16 protein-coding genes and 1 pseudogene are annotated in these 20403 nt (G+C 73.8%); 5 read left to right on the top strand and 12 right to left on the bottom strand.

Features of this window, described 5'->3' with window-relative positions:
* Positions 1–8 precede the first annotated feature (8 nt).
* From GA0070622_RS12090 to rsgA, 3 genes are all read right to left on the bottom strand, one after another.
* Complete coding sequence (locus GA0070622_RS12090; protein ID WP_091573394.1) at positions 9–494, bottom strand: Rieske (2Fe-2S) protein; 486 nt, start codon at positions 492–494, stop codon at positions 9–11.
* A gap of 162 nt (positions 495–656) precedes the next feature.
* Positions 657–3599 (bottom strand): excinuclease ABC subunit UvrA, encoded by a 2943-nt coding sequence (uvrA, locus tag GA0070622_RS12085; protein ID WP_091573393.1) that lies wholly within the window; start codon positions 3597–3599, stop codon positions 657–659.
* Between the two features lie 208 nt (positions 3600–3807).
* A complete protein-coding gene (gene rsgA / locus GA0070622_RS12080) occupies positions 3808–4887 on the bottom strand; it encodes a ribosome small subunit-dependent GTPase A (RefSeq protein ID WP_091577226.1) in 1080 nt (359 codons plus the stop codon).
* Between the two features lie 237 nt (positions 4888–5124).
* Between rsgA and GA0070622_RS12075 the strand changes: the two genes are divergently transcribed.
* Positions 5125–5841, top strand: coding sequence for a maleylpyruvate isomerase family mycothiol-dependent enzyme (locus GA0070622_RS12075; protein WP_091573392.1), 717 nt, complete (start codon positions 5125–5127; stop codon positions 5839–5841).
* A gap of 8 nt (positions 5842–5849) precedes the next feature.
* Entirely contained in the window at positions 5850–6503 is a 654-nt protein-coding gene (locus GA0070622_RS12070; protein WP_091577223.1) for an MBL fold metallo-hydrolase, read from the top strand.
* On the opposite strand, the pseudogene GA0070622_RS12065 reads toward GA0070622_RS12070, so the two are convergent.
* Both GA0070622_RS12065 and GA0070622_RS12060 read right to left on the bottom strand, forming a co-directional pair.
* A pseudogene (locus tag GA0070622_RS12065) lies at positions 6486–7157 on the bottom strand (DedA family protein); the annotation flags it as partial. The gene GA0070622_RS12070 and the pseudogene GA0070622_RS12065 sit on opposite strands and share 18 nt — an antisense overlap.
* Before the next feature lie 89 nt (positions 7158–7246).
* Positions 7247–7921 carry a class I SAM-dependent methyltransferase gene (locus GA0070622_RS12060; RefSeq protein WP_091573391.1) on the bottom strand — a complete coding sequence of 225 codons (675 nt, stop codon included), beginning with the start codon at positions 7919–7921 and terminating at the stop codon, positions 7247–7249.
* Between the two features lie 178 nt (positions 7922–8099).
* Between GA0070622_RS12060 and GA0070622_RS12055 the strand changes: the two genes are divergently transcribed.
* Entirely contained in the window at positions 8100–8303 is a 204-nt protein-coding gene (locus tag GA0070622_RS12055; protein ID WP_013287480.1) for a cold-shock protein, read from the top strand.
* 100 nt (positions 8304–8403) lie between these two features.
* Here GA0070622_RS12055 and GA0070622_RS12050 read toward each other — a convergent pair whose 3' ends face one another.
* The 5 genes from GA0070622_RS12050 to GA0070622_RS12030 form a co-directional block, all read right to left on the bottom strand.
* Positions 8404–9681: an MFS transporter gene (locus GA0070622_RS12050; protein ID WP_091573390.1), complete on the bottom strand. Its 1278-nt coding sequence runs from the start codon at positions 9679–9681 to the stop codon at positions 8404–8406.
* Positions 9678–10253: an ArsR/SmtB family transcription factor gene (locus GA0070622_RS12045; protein ID WP_091573389.1), complete on the bottom strand. Its 576-nt coding sequence runs from the start codon at positions 10251–10253 to the stop codon at positions 9678–9680. Before GA0070622_RS12045 ends, GA0070622_RS12050 begins: the two co-directional genes overlap by 4 nt.
* Before the next feature lie 104 nt (positions 10254–10357).
* On the bottom strand, positions 10358–11266 hold the full coding sequence (locus GA0070622_RS12040; protein ID WP_091573388.1) for a hypothetical protein: 909 nt from the start codon (positions 11264–11266) through the stop codon (positions 10358–10360).
* A 166-nt stretch (positions 11267–11432) separates the two neighbouring features.
* Positions 11433–13085 (bottom strand): CocE/NonD family hydrolase, encoded by a 1653-nt coding sequence (locus GA0070622_RS12035; protein ID WP_091573387.1) that lies wholly within the window; start codon positions 13083–13085, stop codon positions 11433–11435.
* Between the two features lie 2 nt (positions 13086–13087).
* Positions 13088–13621 carry a MarR family winged helix-turn-helix transcriptional regulator gene (locus GA0070622_RS12030; RefSeq protein ID WP_091573386.1) on the bottom strand — a complete coding sequence of 178 codons (534 nt, stop codon included), beginning with the start codon at positions 13619–13621 and terminating at the stop codon, positions 13088–13090.
* Between the two features lie 140 nt (positions 13622–13761).
* Here GA0070622_RS12030 and GA0070622_RS12025 point away from each other — a divergent pair, with 140 nt between their 5' ends.
* Positions 13762–15897 carry an MMPL family transporter gene (locus GA0070622_RS12025; protein WP_091573385.1) on the top strand — a complete coding sequence of 712 codons (2136 nt, stop codon included), beginning with the start codon at positions 13762–13764 and terminating at the stop codon, positions 15895–15897.
* Between the two features lie 51 nt (positions 15898–15948).
* Here GA0070622_RS12025 and GA0070622_RS12020 read toward each other — a convergent pair whose 3' ends face one another.
* Both GA0070622_RS12020 and GA0070622_RS12015 read right to left on the bottom strand, forming a co-directional pair.
* Positions 15949–16815: a lytic transglycosylase domain-containing protein gene (locus GA0070622_RS12020; RefSeq protein WP_091573384.1), complete on the bottom strand. Its 867-nt coding sequence runs from the start codon at positions 16813–16815 to the stop codon at positions 15949–15951.
* Positions 16816–16847: 32 nt separating this feature from the next.
* On the bottom strand, positions 16848–18314 hold the full coding sequence (locus GA0070622_RS12015) for a DedA family protein (protein ID WP_091573383.1): 1467 nt from the start codon (positions 18312–18314) through the stop codon (positions 16848–16850).
* 131 nt (positions 18315–18445) lie between these two features.
* Between GA0070622_RS12015 and typA the strand changes: the two genes are divergently transcribed.
* Positions 18446–20311 (top strand): translational GTPase TypA, encoded by a 1866-nt coding sequence (gene typA, locus GA0070622_RS12010; protein ID WP_091573382.1) that lies wholly within the window; start codon positions 18446–18448, stop codon positions 20309–20311.
* Positions 20312–20403 lie beyond the last annotated feature (92 nt).

The raw sequence follows: 20403 nt of genomic DNA, 5'->3' as shown, positions 1-20403 counted from the left end.
GATGCCGGTCAGGCCAGCGTGATCTGGTCGCCCTCGACCTTGATCTCCTTCGCGGCCAGGGGCTTGGTGGCGGGGCCCTGCTTGACCGAGCCGTCGCTGATCGAGAACCGGCTGTTGTGGCAGGTGCAGTTGATGGTGCCACCGTCGACGTTCGACACGGGGCAGCCCTGGTGCGTGCAGATGGGGTCGAACGCCTTGAACTGGCCGGCCTCGGGCTGGGTGATCACCACGCCCTTGCTGGCGTAGATCGCGCCGCCGCCCACCGGGATGTCGGTGGTGCGGGCCAACGGCGCGCTGCTGTCCCGGTCGCCGCCGCCCGCGTCGCCGGTCGCGGTGGCGCCGGGCGGCCCACCGCTGGTCGGGGCCTGCCCGGGGGTCGCGTCGTCGTCGCCGCATCCCGCGAGCACCACGGCCGCTCCGACGGCTCCGGCACCCGCGAGCAGGGTCCGACGGGTCTGGGTGATCGGTCCGGTCCGCGCCTGGTCGTCACTCATATCCGGCCTCTCTCTCGGCTGTCGCCACCGGTCATGATCCGGCGCCACAGTGTGCAACACGCACCAGGATCCGGCACGGTTCATACTGCCGCGTCACGAAACGGGCGTCTGTGCGGATGACGGACGGGCCGGACCGCCGGCCCCGTCCGTCATGCCCGTGGGTCAGCGCGCCCCGGCCGGCACCTTGCGGGCGCGGGTCTTGGCCCCGCCGTTGGCCTTGGCCGCCCGGGTGGTGGCGGCCTTGGCACCCTTGGCCGCGCCGTCCAGCTTGAGGATCGGCCGCAGGAACTCGCCGGTGTGGCTCTCCGCAACCTCGGCGACCTCCTCCGGGGTGCCGGTGGCGAGCACCGTGCCACCCCGGTGACCGCCCTCGGGGCCCATGTCGATGAGCCAGTCGGCCGTCTTGATCACGTCGAGGTTGTGCTCGATGGTGATGACCGTGTTGCCCTTGTCGACCAGGCCCTCCAACACCATCAGCAGCTTGCGGATGTCCTCGAAGTGCAGGCCGGTGGTGGGCTCGTCGAGCACGTAGACGGTGCGGCCGGTGGAGCGCTTCTGCAGCTCGGAGGCGAGCTTGACGCGCTGCGCCTCACCGCCGGACAGCGTCGGCGCGGGCTGGCCGAGGCGGACGTAGCCGAGGCCGACGTCGACCAGGGTCTTCAGGTGCCGGTGGATGGCCGGGATGGCGGAGAAGAACTCGGCCGCCTCCTCGATCGGCATGTCCAGGACCTCGGCGACCGTCCGGCCCTTGTAGTGCACCTCCAGCGTCTCCCGGTTGTAGCGCGCGCCCTTGCACACCTCGCAGGGGACGTAGACGTCGGGCAGGAAGTTCATCTCGATCTTGATCGTGCCGTCGCCGGAGCACGCCTCGCAGCGCCCGCCCTTGACGTTGAACGAGAACCGGCCCGGGCCGTATCCCCGGACCTTGGCCTCGGTGGTCTCGGCGAAGAGCTTGCGGACGTGGTCCCAGACCCCGGTGTAGGTGGCCGGGTTGGAGCGCGGGGTGCGCCCGATCGGCGACTGGTCGACGCCGACGACCTTGTCCACGTGCTCCAGGCCGGTGATCCGGGTGTGCCGGCCGGGCACCAGCCGGGCGCCGTTGATCTGGTTGGCCAGCACCGTGTAGAGGATGTCGTTGACCAGCGTCGACTTGCCCGAGCCGCTGACCCCGGTGACCGCGATGAGCTGGCCGAGCGGGAAGCTCACGGTGAGGTTGCGCAGGTTGTGCTCGCGGGCGCCGTGCACCACCAGCTCCCGGCCGGGCGTCTGCGGCCGGCGGGTGGCCGGCGTCGGGATGGACTTGCGCCCGGACAGGTACGCCCCGGTGACCGACTCGGCGTTGTCGAGCAACGCCGGCACCGAGCCGCTGTGCACGATCTTGCCGCCGTGCTCGCCCGCGCCCGGACCGATGTCGACGATCCAGTCGGCGACCCGGATGGTGTCCTCGTCGTGCTCGACCACGATCAGCGTGTTGCCCAGCCCGCGCAGCCGCAACAGCGTCTCGATGAGCCGGTGGTTGTCCCGCTGGTGCAGGCCGATGGACGGCTCGTCGAGCACGTAGAGCACGCCGACCAGGCCAGAGCCGATCTGGGTGGCGAGCCGGATGCGCTGCGCCTCGCCGCCGGAGAGCGTGCCCGCGGGGCGGTCCAGGGAGAGGTAGTCGAGGCCGACGTCGAGCAGGAACTTCAGCCGGGCGTTGATCTCCTTGAGGACCCGCTCGGCGATCATCTTCTGCCGGTCGGTCAGCTCGATGCCGGCCAGCAGGTCGGCCGCCTCGCCGACGGAGAGGTTGCAGACCTCGGCGATGCTCTTGCCGGCCAGGGTGACCGCGAGCACCTCCGGCTTGAGCCGGGCGCCGCCGCACGCGGCGCAGGGCACGTCCCGCATGTAGCCCTCGTACTTGTCGCGGGACCATTCCGACTCGGTGTCGGTGTGCCGGCGCTCGATCCACTGCACCACGCCCTCGAAGCCGGTGTAGTAGGAGCGCTCGCGGCCGTACTTGTTGCGGTAGCGGACGTGCACCTGGTCGTCGGAGCCGTGCAGGATCGTCTTCTGCGCCCGCGACGGCAGCGCCCGCCAGGGCGTGTCGATGTCGAAGTGCTCGGCCTCGCCGAGCGCCTCCAGCAGGCGCAGGAAGTATTCCAGGTTGTGCCCGGTGGCCCAGGGCTGGATCGCGCCCTCGCGCAGCGAGCGCTCCGGGTCGGGGATGACCAGCTCGGGGTCGACCTCCTTCTTGGTGCCCAGGCCGGTGCACTCCGGGCACGCGCCGTAGGGCGCGTTGAAGGAGAAGACCCGGGGCTCCAGGTCCTCGATCGCCAGGGGGTGGTCGTTCGGGCAGGCCAGGTGCTCGGAGTAGCGGCGCTCGCGGGCCGGGTCGTCCTCCGGCAGGTCGACGAAGTCGAGCAGCACCAGACCGCCGGAGAGGCCCAGCGCGGCCTCGACCGAGTCGGTCAGCCGCTGCTTGGCGCTCGGCTTGACGCTGAGCCGGTCGATGACCACCTCGATGGTGTGCTTCTCCTGCTTCTTGAGCTTCGGCGGCTCGGTCAGCGGGTGCACCACGCCGTCGACCCGGGCCCGGGCGTAGCCCTTGGCCTGCAGCTCGGCGAAGAGGTCGACGTATTCGCCCTTGCGGCCGCGCACCACCGGCGCGAGCACCATGAACCGGGTGCCCTCGGCCATCGCCAGAACCCGGTCGACGATCTGCTGCGGGCTCTGCTTGGAGATCCGCTCGCCGCAGATCGGGCAGTGCGGCTCGCCGATGCGGGCGAAGAGCAGGCGGAGGTAGTCGTAGACCTCGGTGATGGTGCCGACGGTGGAACGCGGGTTGCGCGAGGTCGACTTCTGGTCGATGGAGACGGCGGGGCTGAGGCCCTCGATGAAGTCGACGTCGGGCTTGTCCATCTGACCGAGGAACTGCCGGGCGTAGGACGACAGCGACTCGACGTAGCGGCGCTGCCCCTCGGCGAAGATGGTGTCGAACGCCAGGCTGGACTTGCCCGAACCGGACAGCCCGGTGAAGACGATCAGGGCGTCCCGGGGCAGGTCGAGACTGACGTCACGCAGGTTGTGCTCGCGCGCGCCACGGATGATCAGACGGTCGGCCACGGTGCGTGTGCTCCCGGAAGAAGAATGTGCGGCGGATCTGTCCGCCAGACGTCAGGTCTGGGCGGTTCTCACAGGTTGTCGAGGCGCAGGGAAGACGCCCCGGCAACTCTAGCCCCGAGGTGTGACAACTTCCGTCGGGCGCACATTCCCCCAGCTCAGACCGGTCGGGCGGGATGCGGCCAACCCCGCCCGGCCGGTCCGGGCCGACTCAGAATGCGCCGGGCGCGGGCGGGGTCGCCGGACGCCCGGTGCGCCGCCGCCCGCCACGCCACCCGCCCCGCCGCTCGGCGGCCAGCCGGGCCGCGCGACGCCCGCCCTCGTACGCGACCTCCCGCTGCAACCGGCGCCAGCTCTCCCAGCGGCGCGCCGGCAGCTCGCCGCTGTCCAGCGCGTCCCGCACCGCGCAGGCCGGCTCGGCGTCGTGCGCGCAGTCGGCGTACCGGCAGCCGGTGGCCAGCTCGGCGATGTCGGCGAAGGCCCGGTCCAGGCCGACCACGCCGTCCAGCAGGCCGACCGCGCGTACCCCGGGGGTGTCCAGCACCGCTCCCCCACCCGGCAGCGGCACCAGCGACCGCCAGGTGGTGGTGTGCCGGCCCTTGCCGTCCACCCGGCGGATCGCCTGGGTCCGCATCACGTCCGCCCCGGCCAGCGCGTTGACCAGGCTCGACTTGCCGGCCCCGGAGGGCCCGAGCAGGCCCAGGGTGCGTCCCGGGGCGACGTGCCGGCGCAGCGGCGCCAGGCCGGCGCCCCGCTCGGCGCTGACCGCCAGCACCGGCACCCCGGGCGCCAGGTCGGCCAGTTGCCGGGCCACCGCGGCCGGGTCGGCGGCCAGGTCCGCCTTGGTGAGCACCACCAGCGGCTCGGCGCCGGACTCGTGCGCGAGCGAGAGCAGCCGCTCGATCCGCGCGGCGTCCGGCGTCGGGTGCACCGGCTCGACCACCGCGGCGGCGTCGAGGTTGGCGGCCAGCACCTGCCCGCTGGCGTCCTTGCCGGCGGTGCGCCGCACCAGCGCGGTCCGTCGTGGCAGCACCGCCTCCACCGTGACCGGGCCGTCCGGCCAGGTGGCGAGCAGCACCCAGTCGCCCGCGCAGGGCAACGCGGTCAGGTCGCGGGCCGCGGCGGCGAGGACGCCGCCGCCGAGGCTCGCCCGCACCGGCCCCTCCGGGCGGAGCACGGTGCACACGCCCCGGTCCACCCGGGCCACCCGCCCGGGTCGGTGGTCGGCGCGTCGATCGAGGTGGGTCGCCCAGTCGGCGTCCCAGCCGAGGGCGGTCAGGTCCAGGTTCATGGTGTCCTCATCGGTGTCGAGGGGGTTCACGGCGGAACACGCGTGCTTCGACCGGCATGCTCACCACCTCCGCTCCGACTCCCGGCGCCCGCGTCCGGCACGACGTCGGCCCGGCGCGTTCCCGCCGCGAGCCGCTGTCGTTCGACCCGACGGTAGGGGCCGCGCCGACGCGCCGAAAGCGATTTCCCCGGCGGCGCGGCCGGGTCCCGCCCGCTACTGTCGAACCGTGAGAACGAGATGACCAGTGACCCCCTGCTGTTGACCGGTGACCTGGCCGAGGCGAACGACCGGCTGCTGCGTACCGTCGCCGGCCTGACCGCCGCGGACGTCGCGGCGCCCTCGCTCCTGCCGGGCTGGACCCGCGCGCACGTGCTCACCCACCTGGCCCGCAACGCCGACGGGTTCGTCAACCTGCTCACGGCCGCGCGCACCGGCGAACCGATCCCGATGTACGCCTCGGTCGAGGCGCGTAACGCCGACATCGAGGCGGGGGCCGGCCGGGGCCCGGCCGACCTGCTGGACGACCTGCGCCGCAGCGGCCAGCGGTTCGACGCGGCGGTGGCGCAGATGCCGGCCGAGGCGTGGGGCGCCATGGTGCAGGCCCGGCGCGGTCCGTGGCCGGCGGCGCTGCTGGTCTGGGGCCGGCTGCGCGAGGTCGAGGTGCACCACGTCGACCTGGCGACCGGCTACCGCCCGGCGGACTGGCCGGAGGCCTTCGCCCAGCGCCTGCTGCACGAGGTGACGACCGGGCTGGCCGGCAACCCGGCCGCGCCGGCCATGGTGCTGCGCGTCGACGGCGCCGCACACGAACTCGTCGTGGGTGACCCCGAGGGGGCGCCCACGGTCACCGGCCCCGCGCCGGAACTCGCCGCCTGGCTGACCGGCCGGGGCGCGGGCGAGCTGCTCACCGTCGTCCCCGACGGTCCCCTGCCGAACCCACCGGAATGGATCTGAACGCCGTCATGACCTACACCGGAGACGTCACCCCCGGCGGCCCGCCGGCCGTGCGCGAGCTCGACCGGCTCACCGTCAGCAAGCTGTCGGTGGGCCCGATGGACAACAACGCCTACCTGCTGCGCTGCCACGCCACCGGCGACCAGGTGCTGATCGACGCCGCGAACGAGGCGCCCCGCCTGCTGGAACTGGTGGGCGACGGCGGCCTGGCCGCGGTGGTGACCACCCACCGGCACATGGACCACTGGGTGGCGCTGGAGGAGGTGGTCGCCAAGACCGGCGCCCGCGCGCTGGTGCACGCCGACGACGCCGAGGGCCTGCCGATCGACGCCGAGCCGCTGCGCGAGGGCGACACCGTCGAAGTCGGCGACTGCGCGCTGGAGGTCATCCACCTGCGCGGGCACACGCCGGGGTCGATCGCGCTGCTCTACCGCGACCCGGCCGGCACCCCGCACCTGTTCACCGGCGACTCGCTGTTCCCGGGCGGGGTCGGCAACACCGACCAGGACCCGGAGCGGTTCGGCCAGCTCGTCGACGACGTCGAGGCCAAGCTCTTCGACCGGTTGCCGGACGAGACCTGGTTCTATCCGGGACACGGCAAGGACAGCACGATCGGCGCGGAGCGGGCGGCGCTGCCGCAGTGGCGGGCCCGCGGCTGGTGAGCGCGCCGGGTCCGGCCTCCCCCGTGGCGGCCGGACCCGGCCCGGTGCGCCGGTCACCGCGCGCAGCCGGCGCCGGGCGCCGAGCAGCACCGGCCCGGCCAGCAGCAGCCCGACGGCCATGGTGAGCACCGTCGGGTCGGGCGCGCCGGGCAGCAGCACGGTCAGCGTCCGCGCGGCCAGCCCGAGCGCCACGTAGAGCCCGGCCCAGAGCGTGGCGCCGAGCGCCGCGCAGGTCACGAACCTCCGGTACGGCATCCGGAGCCCGCCGGCGGCCAGCGGCAGCAGCGCGTTGAACACCGGCAGGAACGGCGCCACCAGCACGATCCGTCCGCCGCCGCGGTGCAGCAGCGCCTCGGCGGCGGCCCACCGGGACTCGCCGATCCAGCGCCCCAGCCGGCCGTGCCGCAACCGCACGCCCCAGCGCCGCCCGGCGAGGAAGCTCAACGACCAGCCGGCCACGCAGCCCGCCACCACGGCCGCGACGGTCACCGCCCCGCCCGCCGGCCGGCCCGCGCCGACCGCCGCGAGGACCGCGGCGTCCCCGGGCACCAGCACCCCGACCAGGGGTACGGCGTCGGCGAGCATCACCACGCCGAGGAGCCCCATCAGCAGCGTGGTGGGCAACTCCCCGAGTTGGGCGAGCAGGTCCGTCATGACGAGCACGCTATGCGTCACCGACCGCCCGGCACATCGGGCGTGACCCCCCACCCGACCCGGAGGCCGGACCCGGGGGCCCCTCAGGGTCAGCGGGGGCGGAGCACCTGCACCCGGCGTACCGGGGAGTCGACCGAGGGTTCGGTGGTCGGCACCGGATAGCTGGCCACCAGGTCCAGGCCGTCCGGCGGCAGGTGCCCGCGGTCCGGGTCGCCGACCAGCACCTCGACGCCGCGCTCGGCGCACCGGCGCAGGTACGGCAGCACCCGGGCGGCCAACCCGGCGTCGTAGAGGGCGTCACCGGCCACCACCAGGTCGACGCCCGCGACACCGTCGAGCAGGTCCTCGCCGTCGGCGGTCACCCGGACCTGGTTGGCCCGGGCGTTGACCGTGACGGCCGCCACCGCGTACGGGTCGACGTCGTTGGCGACCACCCGGTCGGCGCCGGCGAGCGCGGCGGCGATGGCGACCAGTCCCGACCCGGCGGCCAGGTCGAGCACCCGGCGGCCGGCGACGAGGTCGGGGTGGTCGAGCAGGTGCCGGGCGAGCGCCTGCCCACCGGCCCACACCGAGGCCCAGTACGGCGGCGGCAGCGACCGCCCGGCCGCGGCCTCCATCCGCGCCCACCACAGGATGGCGTCCTCGGCCAGGTGCAGTCGCACCTCGGGCACGAACGGCGTGCCGACCAGCCGCAGGCGGTCCGGGCCCGCGCCGGGCGCCGCGATCTCCTGTTCCAGGTCGGCCAGTGCCGTGATTGTGCTCATCGGGGCAAGCATGCCGTGCCCCGATCGGTACCGGGGGCATTTCCGGCTCGCAGGTATTCACGTGCCACGCCGGCACTTCCGCCAGCGGATCCCGGTTCGGCCGGTTACTGTCAGGGTGGTACAGGGCGATCATCGGCCGAGGGGCCGGTGCTCACCCGCATTGAACAGGGAGAGACGCATGGCAACCGGCACGGTCAAGTGGTTCAACTCGGAAAAGGGCTTCGGCTTCATCGAGCAGGACGGCGGAGGCCCGGACGTGTTCGTCCACTACTCGGCCATCCAGAGCAGTGGCTACCGCGAGCTGAACGAGGGCCAGAAGGTCGAGTTCGAGGTGACCCAGGGCCAGAAGGGCCCGCAGGCGGACAACGTCCGTCCGATGTAGCGACGTGCCGGTGGCGGCGGTCGGAGCACCGACCGCCGCCACAGTGCATTCTTCGGGCCCGGCACAGCCGGCCAGGACATTCCTCCGGCCGGCGCACTCCTCAGGCCGGCGCGGCCGGCAGGTCCCGTCGCCGGCGCAGCGGGCCGACCAGCAGGATCAGCGGGGTGAGCGCCAGCCAGGCGGTCATCACCCGGATCGCGCCGTCCGGCCCCCAGGCGGCGCCCAGCGCGCCGGCCACCACCGCGGCGAGCGGGATGGTGCCGTAGTTCAGCAGGTGCATGCTCACGGTCACCCGGCCGAGCAGCCGGTGCGGCGTGTAGGTCTGCCGGAAGCTGCCCTTGACCACGTTGCCGACCGCGACGCCGAGGCTCACCAGCATCCCGCCGAGCACCAGCCAGGTCACCCGCGCGCCGGGCCCGGCCAGCGGGATCAGCAGCGCGGGCGGGCCGGTGAGGGCGCCGGCGACCAGCAGCGCGCGGGCGGTGCCGAGCCGGCGGGCCAGCCGGGCGGCGGACGCCGCGCCGACGATGCCGCCGAGGCTGGCCACACCGATCAGCACGCCGACCAGGCCGGCCGGCAGGTGCGCCGAGCGGACCAGGAAGACCACCAGCACGGCCTGGTAGCCGGTCAGCCCGATGTTGCTGGCCGCCCCGAACACCGTCAGCACCCGCAGGTAGGGGTCGCGGGTGACGAAGCGCAGCCCGGCGGCGACCTCCTGACGCAACGACGACGCCCCGGCGGGGCGTCGCGGTCGGGGCTCGACCGCCCGGATCCGGTGCAGGCACAGCGCGGAGAACAGGAAGCTCACCGCGTCCAGCGCCACCGCGACGACCGCGCCGGCGAGTTGGGCGATCAGGCCGGCCAACCCCGGGCCGACCAGGTAGCTCGCGGTGTGGGTGGCGTGCAGCCGCGAGTTCGCCTCGGGCACCTGCTCGGGCGGAAGCAGCGTGGACAGGTAGACCTGGTCGGCGGTCTCGAAGAAGACCCGGGCCAGGCCGGCGCCGAGCGCCACGACCAGCAACTGCCAGACGGTCAGCAGGCCGAGCGGCGCCGCGACCGGGACGCTGAGGAACAGCGCCGCGGCGGCCAGGTCGGCGCCGATCATCACGGGACGGCGGCGGACCCGGTCGACCCAGGCCCCGACCGGCAGGCCGGCGAGCAGCCAGGGCAGCCAGGCGGCGGCGGTGAGCACCGCCACCTGGAACGTGGTGGCGTCGAGCACCGCCACGGCGACCAACGGCAGCGCCACCGTGGTCATGTTGCTGCCCACCGCACTGACCGTGTGCCCGGTCCAGAGCAGCCGGAAGTCGCGGTGCCGGAACAGCCCGCCGCGCGGGCTGTCGACGGCCGGCGCGGACGGTCGGGCCGGGGCGCTCACGGCCGGGCCGGGACGCCGTAGGAGAACAGGAAGACCGGCTCGCGGCGCTGCCCGTCCTCGGGCACGGGCCGGTCGGCCCACCGGGCGAAGAGCGCGATCACCTCCTGGCTGAGCTGGGCCAGCTCGTCCGGGGTCAGCCGCAGCCACTTGTCGGTGCTGAACGGCCCTTCGCCCCAGGCGGCGCGGGTCTCGTCGGAGGCCGCGTGCCAGGCCCGCACCAGCTCCGCGTGCCGCTCCAGGTTCAGCGAGCCGGCCGCGTCGGCCACCGCCCGGTCGGCGGGGTCGCCGTCGAAGTCCGTGGTGGACCAGCGCACCCCCCGGTCCCGCAGCCGCCACCACCGCTCGCGACGGTCCCGGGCCAGCTCCGGCGCCTCCACCAACAGGTCGGCGGCGGCCAGGACCCGGAGGTGGTGGCTGACGTTCGCGGGCGCCTGGTCGGTGTGCTCGGCGAGCAGGCCGACGGTGCACGGACCGTGCACCTTGAGCACGTCCATCAGCCGGCGACGCAGGGGGTGGGCGAGCGCCGCGAGCACTCGCGAGTCGGTGACCTGCCGGACGGTGGGCTCTGTCATGCCACCCACCCTGACATTCGCAAGAGGTGTTGCGCAATACCTGTTGCGGATTGGTTCGGACGCCGCGGCGACCGCGTCGACGCGGTCGCCGCGGCACCGGACGGTCAGGCGGTCAGCCGCCGGGACAACTCGTCGGCGACGTCCCGGGCGATCTGCGGGGGGATCGCCTCGGCGATCTTCTCCGGCGGGAGGCCGGCGAGGACCCCGCTGACGATCTGCTGCTCGTCGGTGAAGTCCTTGCCCGACAACTCGTTGACCTGCGCGACGAGCGCCGGCCAGGCCCGCGCCATCGCCAGCATCTGCTGCAACGGCGAGTTGGCCATCGGCGGGCTGACCAGGCCGGTCGTGTTGACCGGTGAGATCAGCCAGTTGCGCAGGTTCTCCACGTCGGCCAGCACGTCGCCGACCGTGCGGTTCGGGTAGCCGGTGTTGCCGACGAGCTTGTCGGTCTGTTCCATGTCGTCCTCCGGTTTCACAGGGGCGATCAGCCCGATCGCGGTGAGATAGCGGCGGAACAGCGGGGTCTGGTCCCGGCCCGCCTTGGTGGAGTCGCGGAAGAAGCTGAAGTGGGTGTGGAAGAGGTGGCTGCTGTCGCCACTGGTGCGCTTGCCGAGCCGGTCCCAACGCCGCACGGTCCGGCCGTCCGGGGAGTAGATGATCTCCCGGATGTCCCGGGTGTCGGCCGCGTTCGCCGCGCACTGCGCCGCCATCCAGGTGGAGAAGGTGCGCAGGGTGTGGGTGGCGCCGCCGGAGCGGACCGAGAACGTGCCGACGTCCAGCGCGGACGCGTAGAGGGTCAGCCCGGACCGGTCCCGGGTGGACTCCACCACCGAGTAGTCGTTGACGACCACCCGGTCGGAGCCGCAGTGGTAGCCGCCCCGGTGGTTCGCGTCGCCGACGATGCCGACCTCGGCCGGCTCCAGGTCCTGATCCCGTACGGCGTTCTTGTCGACGTTGAGGTAGGTGAGCAACAGGTTGCGGACCGCCAGCAGGTTCGCCGGAGCCGAGGTCATGGTGGATCCCCTTCCGATCGATGGCCGGCAGGGCATGACGATCACAGCACGTGATGGCCTGCGATCCGCGGTCGCGCCCCGCCGATGAGTTGCACGGCACCGGGCACCTGCTCCGAGCTTAACCACGGTTCGGGGAAAACGCCCAGTTCAGAGGCGGTATTTGGAACTATCGGGCCGCTGTGGACGGTGCCGGCGTCAGCGGCAGGTCCAACCCCGAGGGATGTTCACCATCGTGCAGCACGTCGCGCCATCCAGCACGAAGAGTCACGGCGGTGCCGAGCGGCTCCCCGGTGCCGGGGTTGCGGGCGTATCGCGGGTGGGCGCCGCCGGAGACCTGGAGGCGCAACCGGTGCCCGGACGCGAACCGGTGCGCGGTCGGCCAGAGCGTGACCGGAACCCGGACCGCGCCGGAGGCGTCCCGGGGGAACCGGCCCGGCTCGACCCGGGCCAGCCCGTCGCAGACGTTCCAGGACCGCCCGCGCCGGTCCACGTCGCACAGTCGCACGAACACGTCCAGGTACGACAGTTCGCTACGCAGGTGGATCTCGGCGTGTACCGGCCCGACCACCTCGACGGCGGCCGGCAACGGCTCGGTGGTGTAGGTGAGCACGTCCGGCCGCGACTCCACCGGCCGGTTGTCCACCGCGCCCGCCCGCTGGGCCACCAGCAGCGGTCCGCCCAGCGACGGGGTCGGATCCGCCGGGTCGTACCAGATCCGGTCCGGCGCCTCGGCGTCCGGCGGCGTGCGGTCCAGCCGGCCGCCCGACCGCAGATGCCAGCGGGTCGGGGTCGCCGGCGGCGGCCAGTCGGGCAGGTCCCGCCACCCGCCGCCGTCGCCGCCCACGTGCACCCGCACCGGTGCGCGCTCCGGCCGGGCCCGGCCGGCCAGGTGCGTGTCGAGCCAGTCCAGGCCCTCCCGCAGGGCCGCCACGAGCAGCCCCGGGCTGCCGTGGGTCCAGGGACCGACGGTGAGCCGGGGCCGGGCGCCGGCGGCCCGCAGCCGGGCCCAGTCGTCGAGCTGCGCCGGAAGGAAGATGTCCTGCCAGCCGCTGACCATGGTCACCGGCGCGCGCACGTCGGTGATCCGGTCGCCGAAGACGCGGGTGCGCCAGTAGTCGGCGTCCGGGGTGTGGTGACGCAGCCACTCCTGGAAGAACGGCACGGTCACGCCGGTGGCGACCCGGTCCGCCTCGGCCAGCGGGAGGTGGGACAACGCGCGGGCCAGTCGGGGTTGGCCGCGTTTGAGCTCCCACTGCCGGGCCAGCCAGGGCACGGTCTGCGCCTCGAGCAGCTCCGCCCAGGTGAGCACCGTGTCGAGCGTGAAGGACTCACCCGCGTACGTCGAGTCGCGGGTGGCCGAGGCGGTCACCACGGCGACCATCGCGCGCAGCTCGTCGCCCGCCTCGGCGGCCACCGCCCACTGCACGAACCCCTGGTAGCTGGCGCCGAACATGCCGAACGCGCCGGTCCACCAGGGCTGGCGGCGCAACCAGTCGAGGGTGTCCAGGCCGTCGTCACGCTCGTGCACCAGCGGGGCGAACTCGCCACCGGAGCCGTCCGTGCCGCGGCAGGACTGGATCACCACGTGGAAGCCCCGTTCGGCGATCAGGCGCCCGAGCAACCGGACCGGCCCACCCCGGCCGTACGGGGTGCGGATCAGCACGCACGGGGCGCCGGCGAGATCCGGCGCGTAGTGGTCGGTGCGCAGGCAGGTGCCGTCGCGGACCCGGACCGGGAGGTTCCGGGTGACGGCGACCCGGCCGGTGCGGGCGGCGGGCAACCGCAGTGCCGCCGCGACGAGCCGGGTGACCGGTCGCACGGTCAGTGGTCGCCGGCGGGGTCGGGGGCGGCGGCGCGGCGGGGCTCGCCGCGGGCGGCGCGCACCTCGTCGCGGTGCGCCCGCATGGACCGCATCATCTCGGCCATGAACCGGTGCACGACGGCCAGCTCGTCGTCGGTGAACCGGGCCATCACCTCGTCGGTGCGGCGGCCGAGCGGCCCGAAGAAGCTCTGCGCCAGGGTGGCGCCCCGGTCGGCGTAGTGCAGCAGGACCTTGCGGCGGTCGACGGTGTCCCGGTCGCGCCGGATGTGGCCCGCGCGCTCCAGCCGGTCGACCAGCGCGGTCACCGACCCGGAGGAGAGATTGAGCACCTCACCGAGCCGGCCCGGGGTGATCGGCTCGCCCACCAGCTCGGCCTCCATCACCGCGATGAGGGCCTGCAGGTCGGTGGCGTTGAGCCCGTGCAGGCCGGCGAACGCGTGCCCGACGTGCTGCGCGTCGAACGAGTAGCGACGCAGGTCGTTGGTGATCTCCGCGACCATCCGCCCCCGCGGGTCGTCCCGCCGCCGGTACATGCCGTGCCCCGTCACCGCTCGCCGCCACCCCCCTGCCCGCTCCGGTCCGGTTGCAGCATAGGCCCTCCCCGGATAATCTCGCTCATCAAGATACTCTCCCGGCAAGAATCACCCCCGCAAAGAAACCTGTGAGGGCACCGATGTCACTGTTCACCCGCGTCGCCCGGGGCCGGTTGGCCGCCTGGCTCACCGTGGTCGCCGCACTCGTCGTCGGCGCGGTCGTCTTCGGCCTACCCAAGCCGGACAATCCCCAACCCGTCTCCGCCACCGGCCTGTCCGTCGAGTGGCAGTCGACGCAGGTCGAGCGGCTCCAGGAGCAGCTGCCCTCCCGCGACACCCAGCCCGCCCTGGTGGTGGTCAGCCGCGACGACCGCGCCCCGCTCAGCGCCGCCGACCGCAGCGCGCTCGACGGCGCGGCGGCGAAGCTCGGCGCGCTCGCCGCCGGCGGCCGGGTCGCCCCCGCGCAGGTCTCCCCCGACGGCACCGTCGCGCTGGTCGTCGTGCCGCTGTCCACCGCCGGCGATCAGCAGGCCGTGGTCGACGAGGTGGTCAAGGTGCGCGACGCGGTCGGAGACCTGCCCGCCGACCTGACCGTCGAGGTCACCGGCGGGCCAGCGTTCACCGCCGACCTGAGCAAGGTGTTCCAGGGCGCCGACACCACCCTGCTGCTGGTCACCGCCGCCGTCGTGGCGCTGCTGCTGCTGGTCACCTACCGCAGCCCGTTCCTGTGGCTCGTGCCCCTGCTGGTCGTGGCCGCCGCCGAGCAGCTCACCCTGCGCACGGTGGAGACCGTCGTGCCCGCGCTCGGCATCTACCTGCCCAGCGGCCAGGTCACCGGCATCGCCAGCGTGCTGGTCTTCGGCGCCGCCACCGACTACGCCCTGCTGCTCATCGCGCGCTACCGCGAGGAGCTGCGCCGGGACGAGAACCGCTTCACCGCGATGCGCTCCGCCCTGCGCCGCACCGCCGAGCCGATCCTGGCCAGCGGCGGCACCGTCGTGCTCGGAGTGCTGACGTTGCTGCTGTCGGAGCAGGAGACAAACCGGGCGCTCGCGGTGGCCTGCGCCATCGGCGTCGTGTTCGCCATGCTCTCCGCCCTGTTCGTGCTGCCGGCCGCGCTGGTGCTCTTCGGCCGTGGCCTGTTCTGGCCGTTCGTTCCCCGGGTCGGCGGCGCCGCCCGCGAGGGCCGGCTCTGGGGCCGCCTCGGCGCGCTGGTCGTCCGCCGGCCGTTGCCGGTCGCGGTGCTGGCCACCCTGCTCCTGGCCGGCCTCGCGCTCGGCGGCCTCGGTATCCGCACCGGCCTGTCCGAGACCGAGCAGTTCCGCGAGAAGCCCGAGGCGGTCGCCGGCGCGGAGACCCTCGCCCGGGCCTTCCCCGCCGGCAGCACCCAGCCGGTTGCCGTGCTCACCAACCCGCAGGCCGCCGCGGCGGTCGTCGCCGCCGCCGACGCGGTGGACGGCGTCGCGTCGGTCCGCCCGGGCCTGGCCGGAGATCGGGTCGCCCAGGTCGACGTGGTGCTGACCGCCGAGCCGGGCACCGCCGCCTCCGACCGCGCGGTCGTGGCGCTGCGGGACGCGGTCGCCGCCGTGCCGAACTCGGCGCCGCCGACCGTGGCCGGCGCGGACGCCCCCGACGGCGCGCTGGTCGGCGGCACGGTCGCGGCCACGTACGACTCGAACGAGGCCAACACCCGCGACCTCCGGCTGATCCTGCCGATCATCCTGCTGCTGGTCGGTGCCGTGCTGGTGCTGCTGCTGCGCGGCCTGCTGGCCCCGCTGCTGCTGGTGCTGACCGTGATCGCGTCGTTCTTCGCCAGCCTCGGCGCGGCCTGGCTGCTCTTCGACCACGTGCTGGACTTCCCGGCGCTGGACTCCGGCGTGCTGCTGCTGGCGTTCGTGTTCCTGGTCGCCCTCGGCGTGGACTACAACATCTTCCTGGTCACCCGGGCCCGGGAGGACGCCCGCCGGGTCGGCACCCGGGACGGGATGCTCTCCGCGCTGCGCGTCACCGGCGGTGTCATCACCAGCGCCGGTGTGCTGCTCGCCGCGGTCTTCGCGGTGCTGGGCGTGCTCCCGCTGATCACGCTCACCCAGATCGGGATCATCGTCTGCATCGGCGTGCTGCTGGACACCCTGCTGGTCCGCACCGTGCTGGTGCCGGCGCTGGCGTTCCTGCTCGGCGACCGGTTCTGGTGGCCCGGTCGGATCACCCGGGAAGCGGACGCGCCGGCCGAGGCGCCCGGCGCGCCGGTCGAACCGGTCACCGCGCGGGACTGACCCGACGTCCGGGGGCCGGCGTCACGCCGGCCCCCGGACGCCCGACAGGCCTCAGAACGCCAGGCACTCGCAGCTGGTCATCAGCTCGCGCACGTTGTAGACGTACTGCGGGTTGGGGATGGCCAGTGGCTGCCCCTCCCGGGCGACCGCGCCGTGCCCGTAGTTGTACGCCGCGATCACGGCGTTGAGCAGGCACGAGTTCAACTCGGCGGTGCACAGCGAGGCGTCCAGCCGGTAGTCGGACTCGAAGTACATGTCGCCGATGTACTTGGTCAGCCAGGCCAGGTAGGTGCCGCCGAGGTAGGCGTTGTCCCGGTAGTCGTCGATGTCGTACGACTGGCCGAAGCGCTGGTTCATCCACTCCGCCGTGGCCGGCATGACCTGCATCAGCCCGACGCCGCCGTCACAGGCGACGATGGTGGACTGCCAGCCGCTCTCCTGCCAGGCGGTGGCCTTCATCAGGACCGACGGGATGCGGATGTCCGGCGCCGAGGTGGGCCAGTAGGTCCGGGCCGCGGCGTCGGCCAGCGCCGCCTTCACCTGGCTCTGCGTCGCCTTGGTGCCCCGGTGGCTGGGCTTGCAGCCGGCGGGCGCCGGCTTCGGCGGGGCCGGCGGCACCTGGGTCTCGGTCGGCGGCTTCGGCTTCGCCAGCGGCTTGGTGGACGTGCGGGACGGCTTCGGCCGGGGCTTCGCCGACGCCGACGGGCTGGGCCGCCCGCCCATCGCCTCGACCGCCGGCGGCTCCTCGCTCGGCGCGTCGGCGGGCGCCTCCTCCGGCGCCTCGACCGGGGCCACCGTGGGCAGCTCCGCGGCCACCTCCCGGACCGGTTGCTCCTCGCCGCCGCAGCCGGTCACCAGACCGGCCGCCACCAGCGCCGCCACCGCAGCCGCAGCCCACCGGCTGACTCCTCGCCGCATCGAACCTCCCCGTGGTCCCCGTCCGGCGCACCCTAGCAGGGATCGACGGGCCTGCGGGGTACCCGCGACGCCGGCCGCCGCTCCCGGGGCCGCGGCGGGCCCTCCCCCACGGCCGGCCGGGCCGGGGCGGCGTCCCCGGGCGCCGACCCGCCGTCGCCGTCCGCCGCGCGGTCCCGGGTCGTCCAGGCGACCACGAACACGGTGGTCCACGCGGCGCCCAGCAGCACCGCGGACGCCGTGCCGCTGGCCGTGCTCCAGCCCAGGTAGAGCCGGGCGCCGGTGACCGCGACCACGCCCGCCGACGCGGCGGTCCAGACCGCCACCCCGACCGGCCAACGGGCCCCCCGCGACAGCAGCCACGCCAGCGTGCCGAAGCTCGCGGTGACCACCGCGTTCTGGGTGGGGAACAGGTCCCGGACGTCGTCCGGCCCGCCCGGACCGGTCAGGTCCGCCACCACCACCAGCAGCACCAACGGCACGGCCGCGCCGACCGTCCCCACCACCCCCAGCGGGTCCGCGCGCCAGGACCGCCGCCGGCCGGTCACCACCACCGCCACCAGGGCGACCGCCGTGATGAGGACCCAGCCGCGCAGCACCGACACCGCGCCCAGCGCGGCGTCGACCACCCCCGGGGTACGCCGGGCGGCGAACCAGTCCGCGACCAGCCCGTCGAGCACGCCCAGCCCGCTGTGCCGGACCACCGCCTCCAGCAGGGCGGCCACGGCCAACCCGGCGCCGAACAGCAGCGCCAGCCCCAGCACCAGGTTGATCAGCAGCGTCCAGACCGGGCCGACGCGCATGCCGACCAGGAAGAACAGCACCCCGTAGCGGTCCCGCAGCCAGCGCAGCGGCGGCAACGCACCGGCCCGGGCCGCCAATGCCCGGACCGGGTCCGGGTTGCGCCCGAGCCACCGGCCGGCCAGCACCACGCCGAGCAGGCAGACCAGCAGCACCAGCACCGCCCCGGTGGCCCGGCCCAGCAGCTGCGACACCCGCTCGTACGACTCGCCGGCCAGGTAGCCGGCCAGCACCGAGGCGCCGACCCAGCTCACCACCCCGGCCAGGTTCCACGGCGCGAACCGCCGGTACGGCAGCCCGGCCGCGCCGGCCAGCCGGGGCGCCAACGTGCGGGCGAACGCCACCCAGCGGGCGGCGAACACGCCCCGCCCGCCCAGGCGCTCCAGCAACTCGTCGGCGCGTCGCCAGCGGTGCGCACCGATCCGGGCGCCGAGCCCGGAGGCGCGCAGTCGCGGCCCGTACCGCCGCCCGGCCCGCCACGCGAGTGTGTCTCCCATCACGGCGGCGGCCACCATGGCCAGCAGCGTGGGGACGAGCCGTAGCGTCCCCGCGTACGCTAGGAAGCCGACCAGCAGCAGGGTCGCCTCGCCCGGCACCAGCAGCCCGAAGATCACCGCGGTCTCACCCGCGACGATCGTCGCGGCAGCCAGGTAGATCAGCAGGGGCGGCAGCTCCTGCAGCCAGTTCAGCAGGTCAGGCATCCGGCACCCCGCACGGGAGCCAGCATGCCAGTCGCTGGAACGGTCGGCACAGCACTTTCGCCACAGATCCGGGCGATCTCGGGGTGACCCCGAGGCGTGCCCCGGCAACCGCAGACAGGAGTATGGAGGGTATGCAGCTACGCACCGACCTCCGCAACGTCGCCATCATCGCCCACGTCGACCACGGCAAGACGACCCTGGTCGACGCCATGTTGCGGCAGGCCGGCGCCTACGGCGCCCGTGGTGAGGACACCGAGCGGGTCATGGACTCGATGGACCTCGAGCGGGAGAAGGGCATCACCATCCTCGCCAAGAACACCGGCGTGCGGTACCTGCCGGCGGACGGCGACCCGGTCACCATCAACATCATCGACACCCCCGGTCACGCCGACTTCGGTGGTGAGGTCGAGCGCGGCCTGACCATGGTCGACGGCGTGGTGCTGCTGGTGGACGCCAGCGAGGGCCCGCTGCCGCAGACCCGGTTCGTGCTCCGCAAGGCGCTGCGCGCCCGGCTGCCGATCATCCTGGTGATCAACAAGGTGGACCGCCCCGACGCCCGGATCAAGGAGGTCGTGGACGACACCTACGAGCTCTTCCTCGACCTGGACGCCGACGAGGAGCAGATCGACTTCCCGATCGTCTACGCCTGCGCCCGCGACGGCATCGCCTCGCTCACCCAGCCGGCCGACGGCGCCGTGCCGGACGACAGCAGCAACCTGGAGCCGCTGTTCCGCACCCTGCTGGACACCATCCCGGCGCCGGCGTACGAGGAGGACGCGCCGCTCCAGGCGCACGTCACCAACCTCGACGCGTCGCCGTTCCTGGGCCGGCTCGCGCTGTGCCGGGTCCGCCAGGGCACGATCAGCAAGGGCCAGACCGTTGCCTGGTGCCGCACCGACGGCAGCACCCAGCGGGTCCGCATCTCCGAGCTGCTGATGACCGAGGGCCTGGAGCGCAAGCCGGCCGAGTCGGCCGGACCGGGCGACATCATCGCCGTCGCCGGCATCCCCGAGATCATGATCGGGGAGACGCTGGCCGACGCCGAGAACCCGATCCCGCTGCCGCTGATCACCGTCGACGAGCCGGCCATCTCGATGACCATCGGCACCAACACCTCGCCGCTGGTCGGCCGGGTCAAGGGCTCCAAGGTCACCGCCCGGATGGTCAAGGACCGGCTCGACAAGGAGCTGATCGGCAACGTCTCGCTGCGGGTGCTGCCCACCGAGCGGCCGGACGCCTGGGAGGTGCAGGGCCGTGGTGAGCTGGCGCTGGCCATCCTGGTCGAGCAGATGCGCCGCGAGTCCTACGAGCTGACCGTCGGCAAGCCGCAGGTCGTCACCAAGGAGATCGACGGCAAGACCTGCGAGCCGGTCGAGCGGCTCACCATCGACGCGCCGGAGGAATACCTGGGCGCGATCACCCAGCTCCTCGCCACCCGCAAGGGCCGGATGGAGCAGCTGGTCAACCACGGCACCGGCTGGATCCGGATGGAGTGGCTGGTCCCGGCGCGCGGCCTGATCGGCTTCCGCACCGAGTTCCTCACCGACACCCGGGGCACCGGCATCCTGCACCACGTCTTCGAGTCCTACGAGCCGTGGTTCGGCGAGCTGCGCACCCGCAACAACGGCTCACTGGTGGCCGACCGCGCCGGCGCGGTCACCTCGTTCGCCATGATCAACCTGCAGGAGCGCGGCCAGCTCTTCGTCGAGCCGACCACCGAGGTGTACGAGGGCATGATCGTCGGGGAGAACTCCCGCTCCGACGACATGGACGTCAACATCACCAAGGAGAAGAAGCTCACCAACATGCGGGCCTCGACCTCCGACGAGACCGAGAAGCTGATCCCGCCGCGCAAGCTGTCGTTGGAGCAGGCCCTGGAGTTCTGCCGCGAGGACGAGTGCGTCGAGGTCACCCCGACCTCGGTGCGCATCCGCAAGGTGATCCTGGACCAGACGCAGCGGGGCCGGATGGCCGCCCGCCGCAAGCACGCCGGCTGACCCACCCGCCCCACGCCCCACCCGGAGCCCGGCCCGCCACCCCGGCGGACCGGGCTCCCCCTTTCCCCGTCACCCCGTCGATCATGAAGTTG

Source organism: Micromonospora sediminicola (genome assembly GCF_900089585.1).
Classification (GTDB): Bacteria; Actinomycetota; Actinomycetes; order Mycobacteriales; family Micromonosporaceae; genus Micromonospora; species Micromonospora sediminicola.
The sequence above is the reverse complement of the archived record's forward strand: the minus strand, read 5'-3'. Positions and strand labels throughout refer to the sequence as shown.

What these genes read in the sequence shown, in the direction of transcription:
- GA0070622_RS12070 (WP_091577223.1), top strand. Translation starts at nt 5,850, where the DNA reads ATGACCTACACCGGAGACGTCACCCCCGGCGGCCCGCCGGCCGTGCGC.
- GA0070622_RS12015 (WP_091573383.1), bottom strand. Translation starts at nt 18,314, where the DNA reads ATGCCTGACCTGCTGAACTGGCTGCAGGAGCTGCCGCCCCTGCTGATC.
- GA0070622_RS12060 (WP_091573391.1), bottom strand. Translation starts at nt 7,921, where the DNA reads ATGAGCACAATCACGGCACTGGCCGACCTGGAACAGGAGATCGCGGCG.
- typA (WP_091573382.1), top strand. Translation starts at nt 18,446, where the DNA reads ATGCAGCTACGCACCGACCTCCGCAACGTCGCCATCATCGCCCACGTC.
- rsgA (WP_091577226.1), bottom strand. Translation starts at nt 4,887, where the DNA reads ATGAACCTGGACCTGACCGCCCTCGGCTGGGACGCCGACTGGGCGACC.
- GA0070622_RS12090 (WP_091573394.1), bottom strand. Translation starts at nt 494, where the DNA reads ATGAGTGACGACCAGGCGCGGACCGGACCGATCACCCAGACCCGTCGG.
- GA0070622_RS12075 (WP_091573392.1), top strand. Translation starts at nt 5,125, where the DNA reads ATGACCAGTGACCCCCTGCTGTTGACCGGTGACCTGGCCGAGGCGAAC.
- GA0070622_RS12025 (WP_091573385.1), top strand. Translation starts at nt 13,762, where the DNA reads ATGTCACTGTTCACCCGCGTCGCCCGGGGCCGGTTGGCCGCCTGGCTC.
- GA0070622_RS12045 (WP_091573389.1), bottom strand. Translation starts at nt 10,253, where the DNA reads ATGACAGAGCCCACCGTCCGGCAGGTCACCGACTCGCGAGTGCTCGCG.
- GA0070622_RS12055 (WP_013287480.1), top strand. Translation starts at nt 8,100, where the DNA reads ATGGCAACCGGCACGGTCAAGTGGTTCAACTCGGAAAAGGGCTTCGGC.
- GA0070622_RS12040 (WP_091573388.1), bottom strand. Translation starts at nt 11,266, where the DNA reads ATGACCTCGGCTCCGGCGAACCTGCTGGCGGTCCGCAACCTGTTGCTC.
- GA0070622_RS12030 (WP_091573386.1), bottom strand. Translation starts at nt 13,621, where the DNA reads ATGTACCGGCGGCGGGACGACCCGCGGGGGCGGATGGTCGCGGAGATC.
- GA0070622_RS12020 (WP_091573384.1), bottom strand. Translation starts at nt 16,815, where the DNA reads ATGCGGCGAGGAGTCAGCCGGTGGGCTGCGGCTGCGGTGGCGGCGCTG.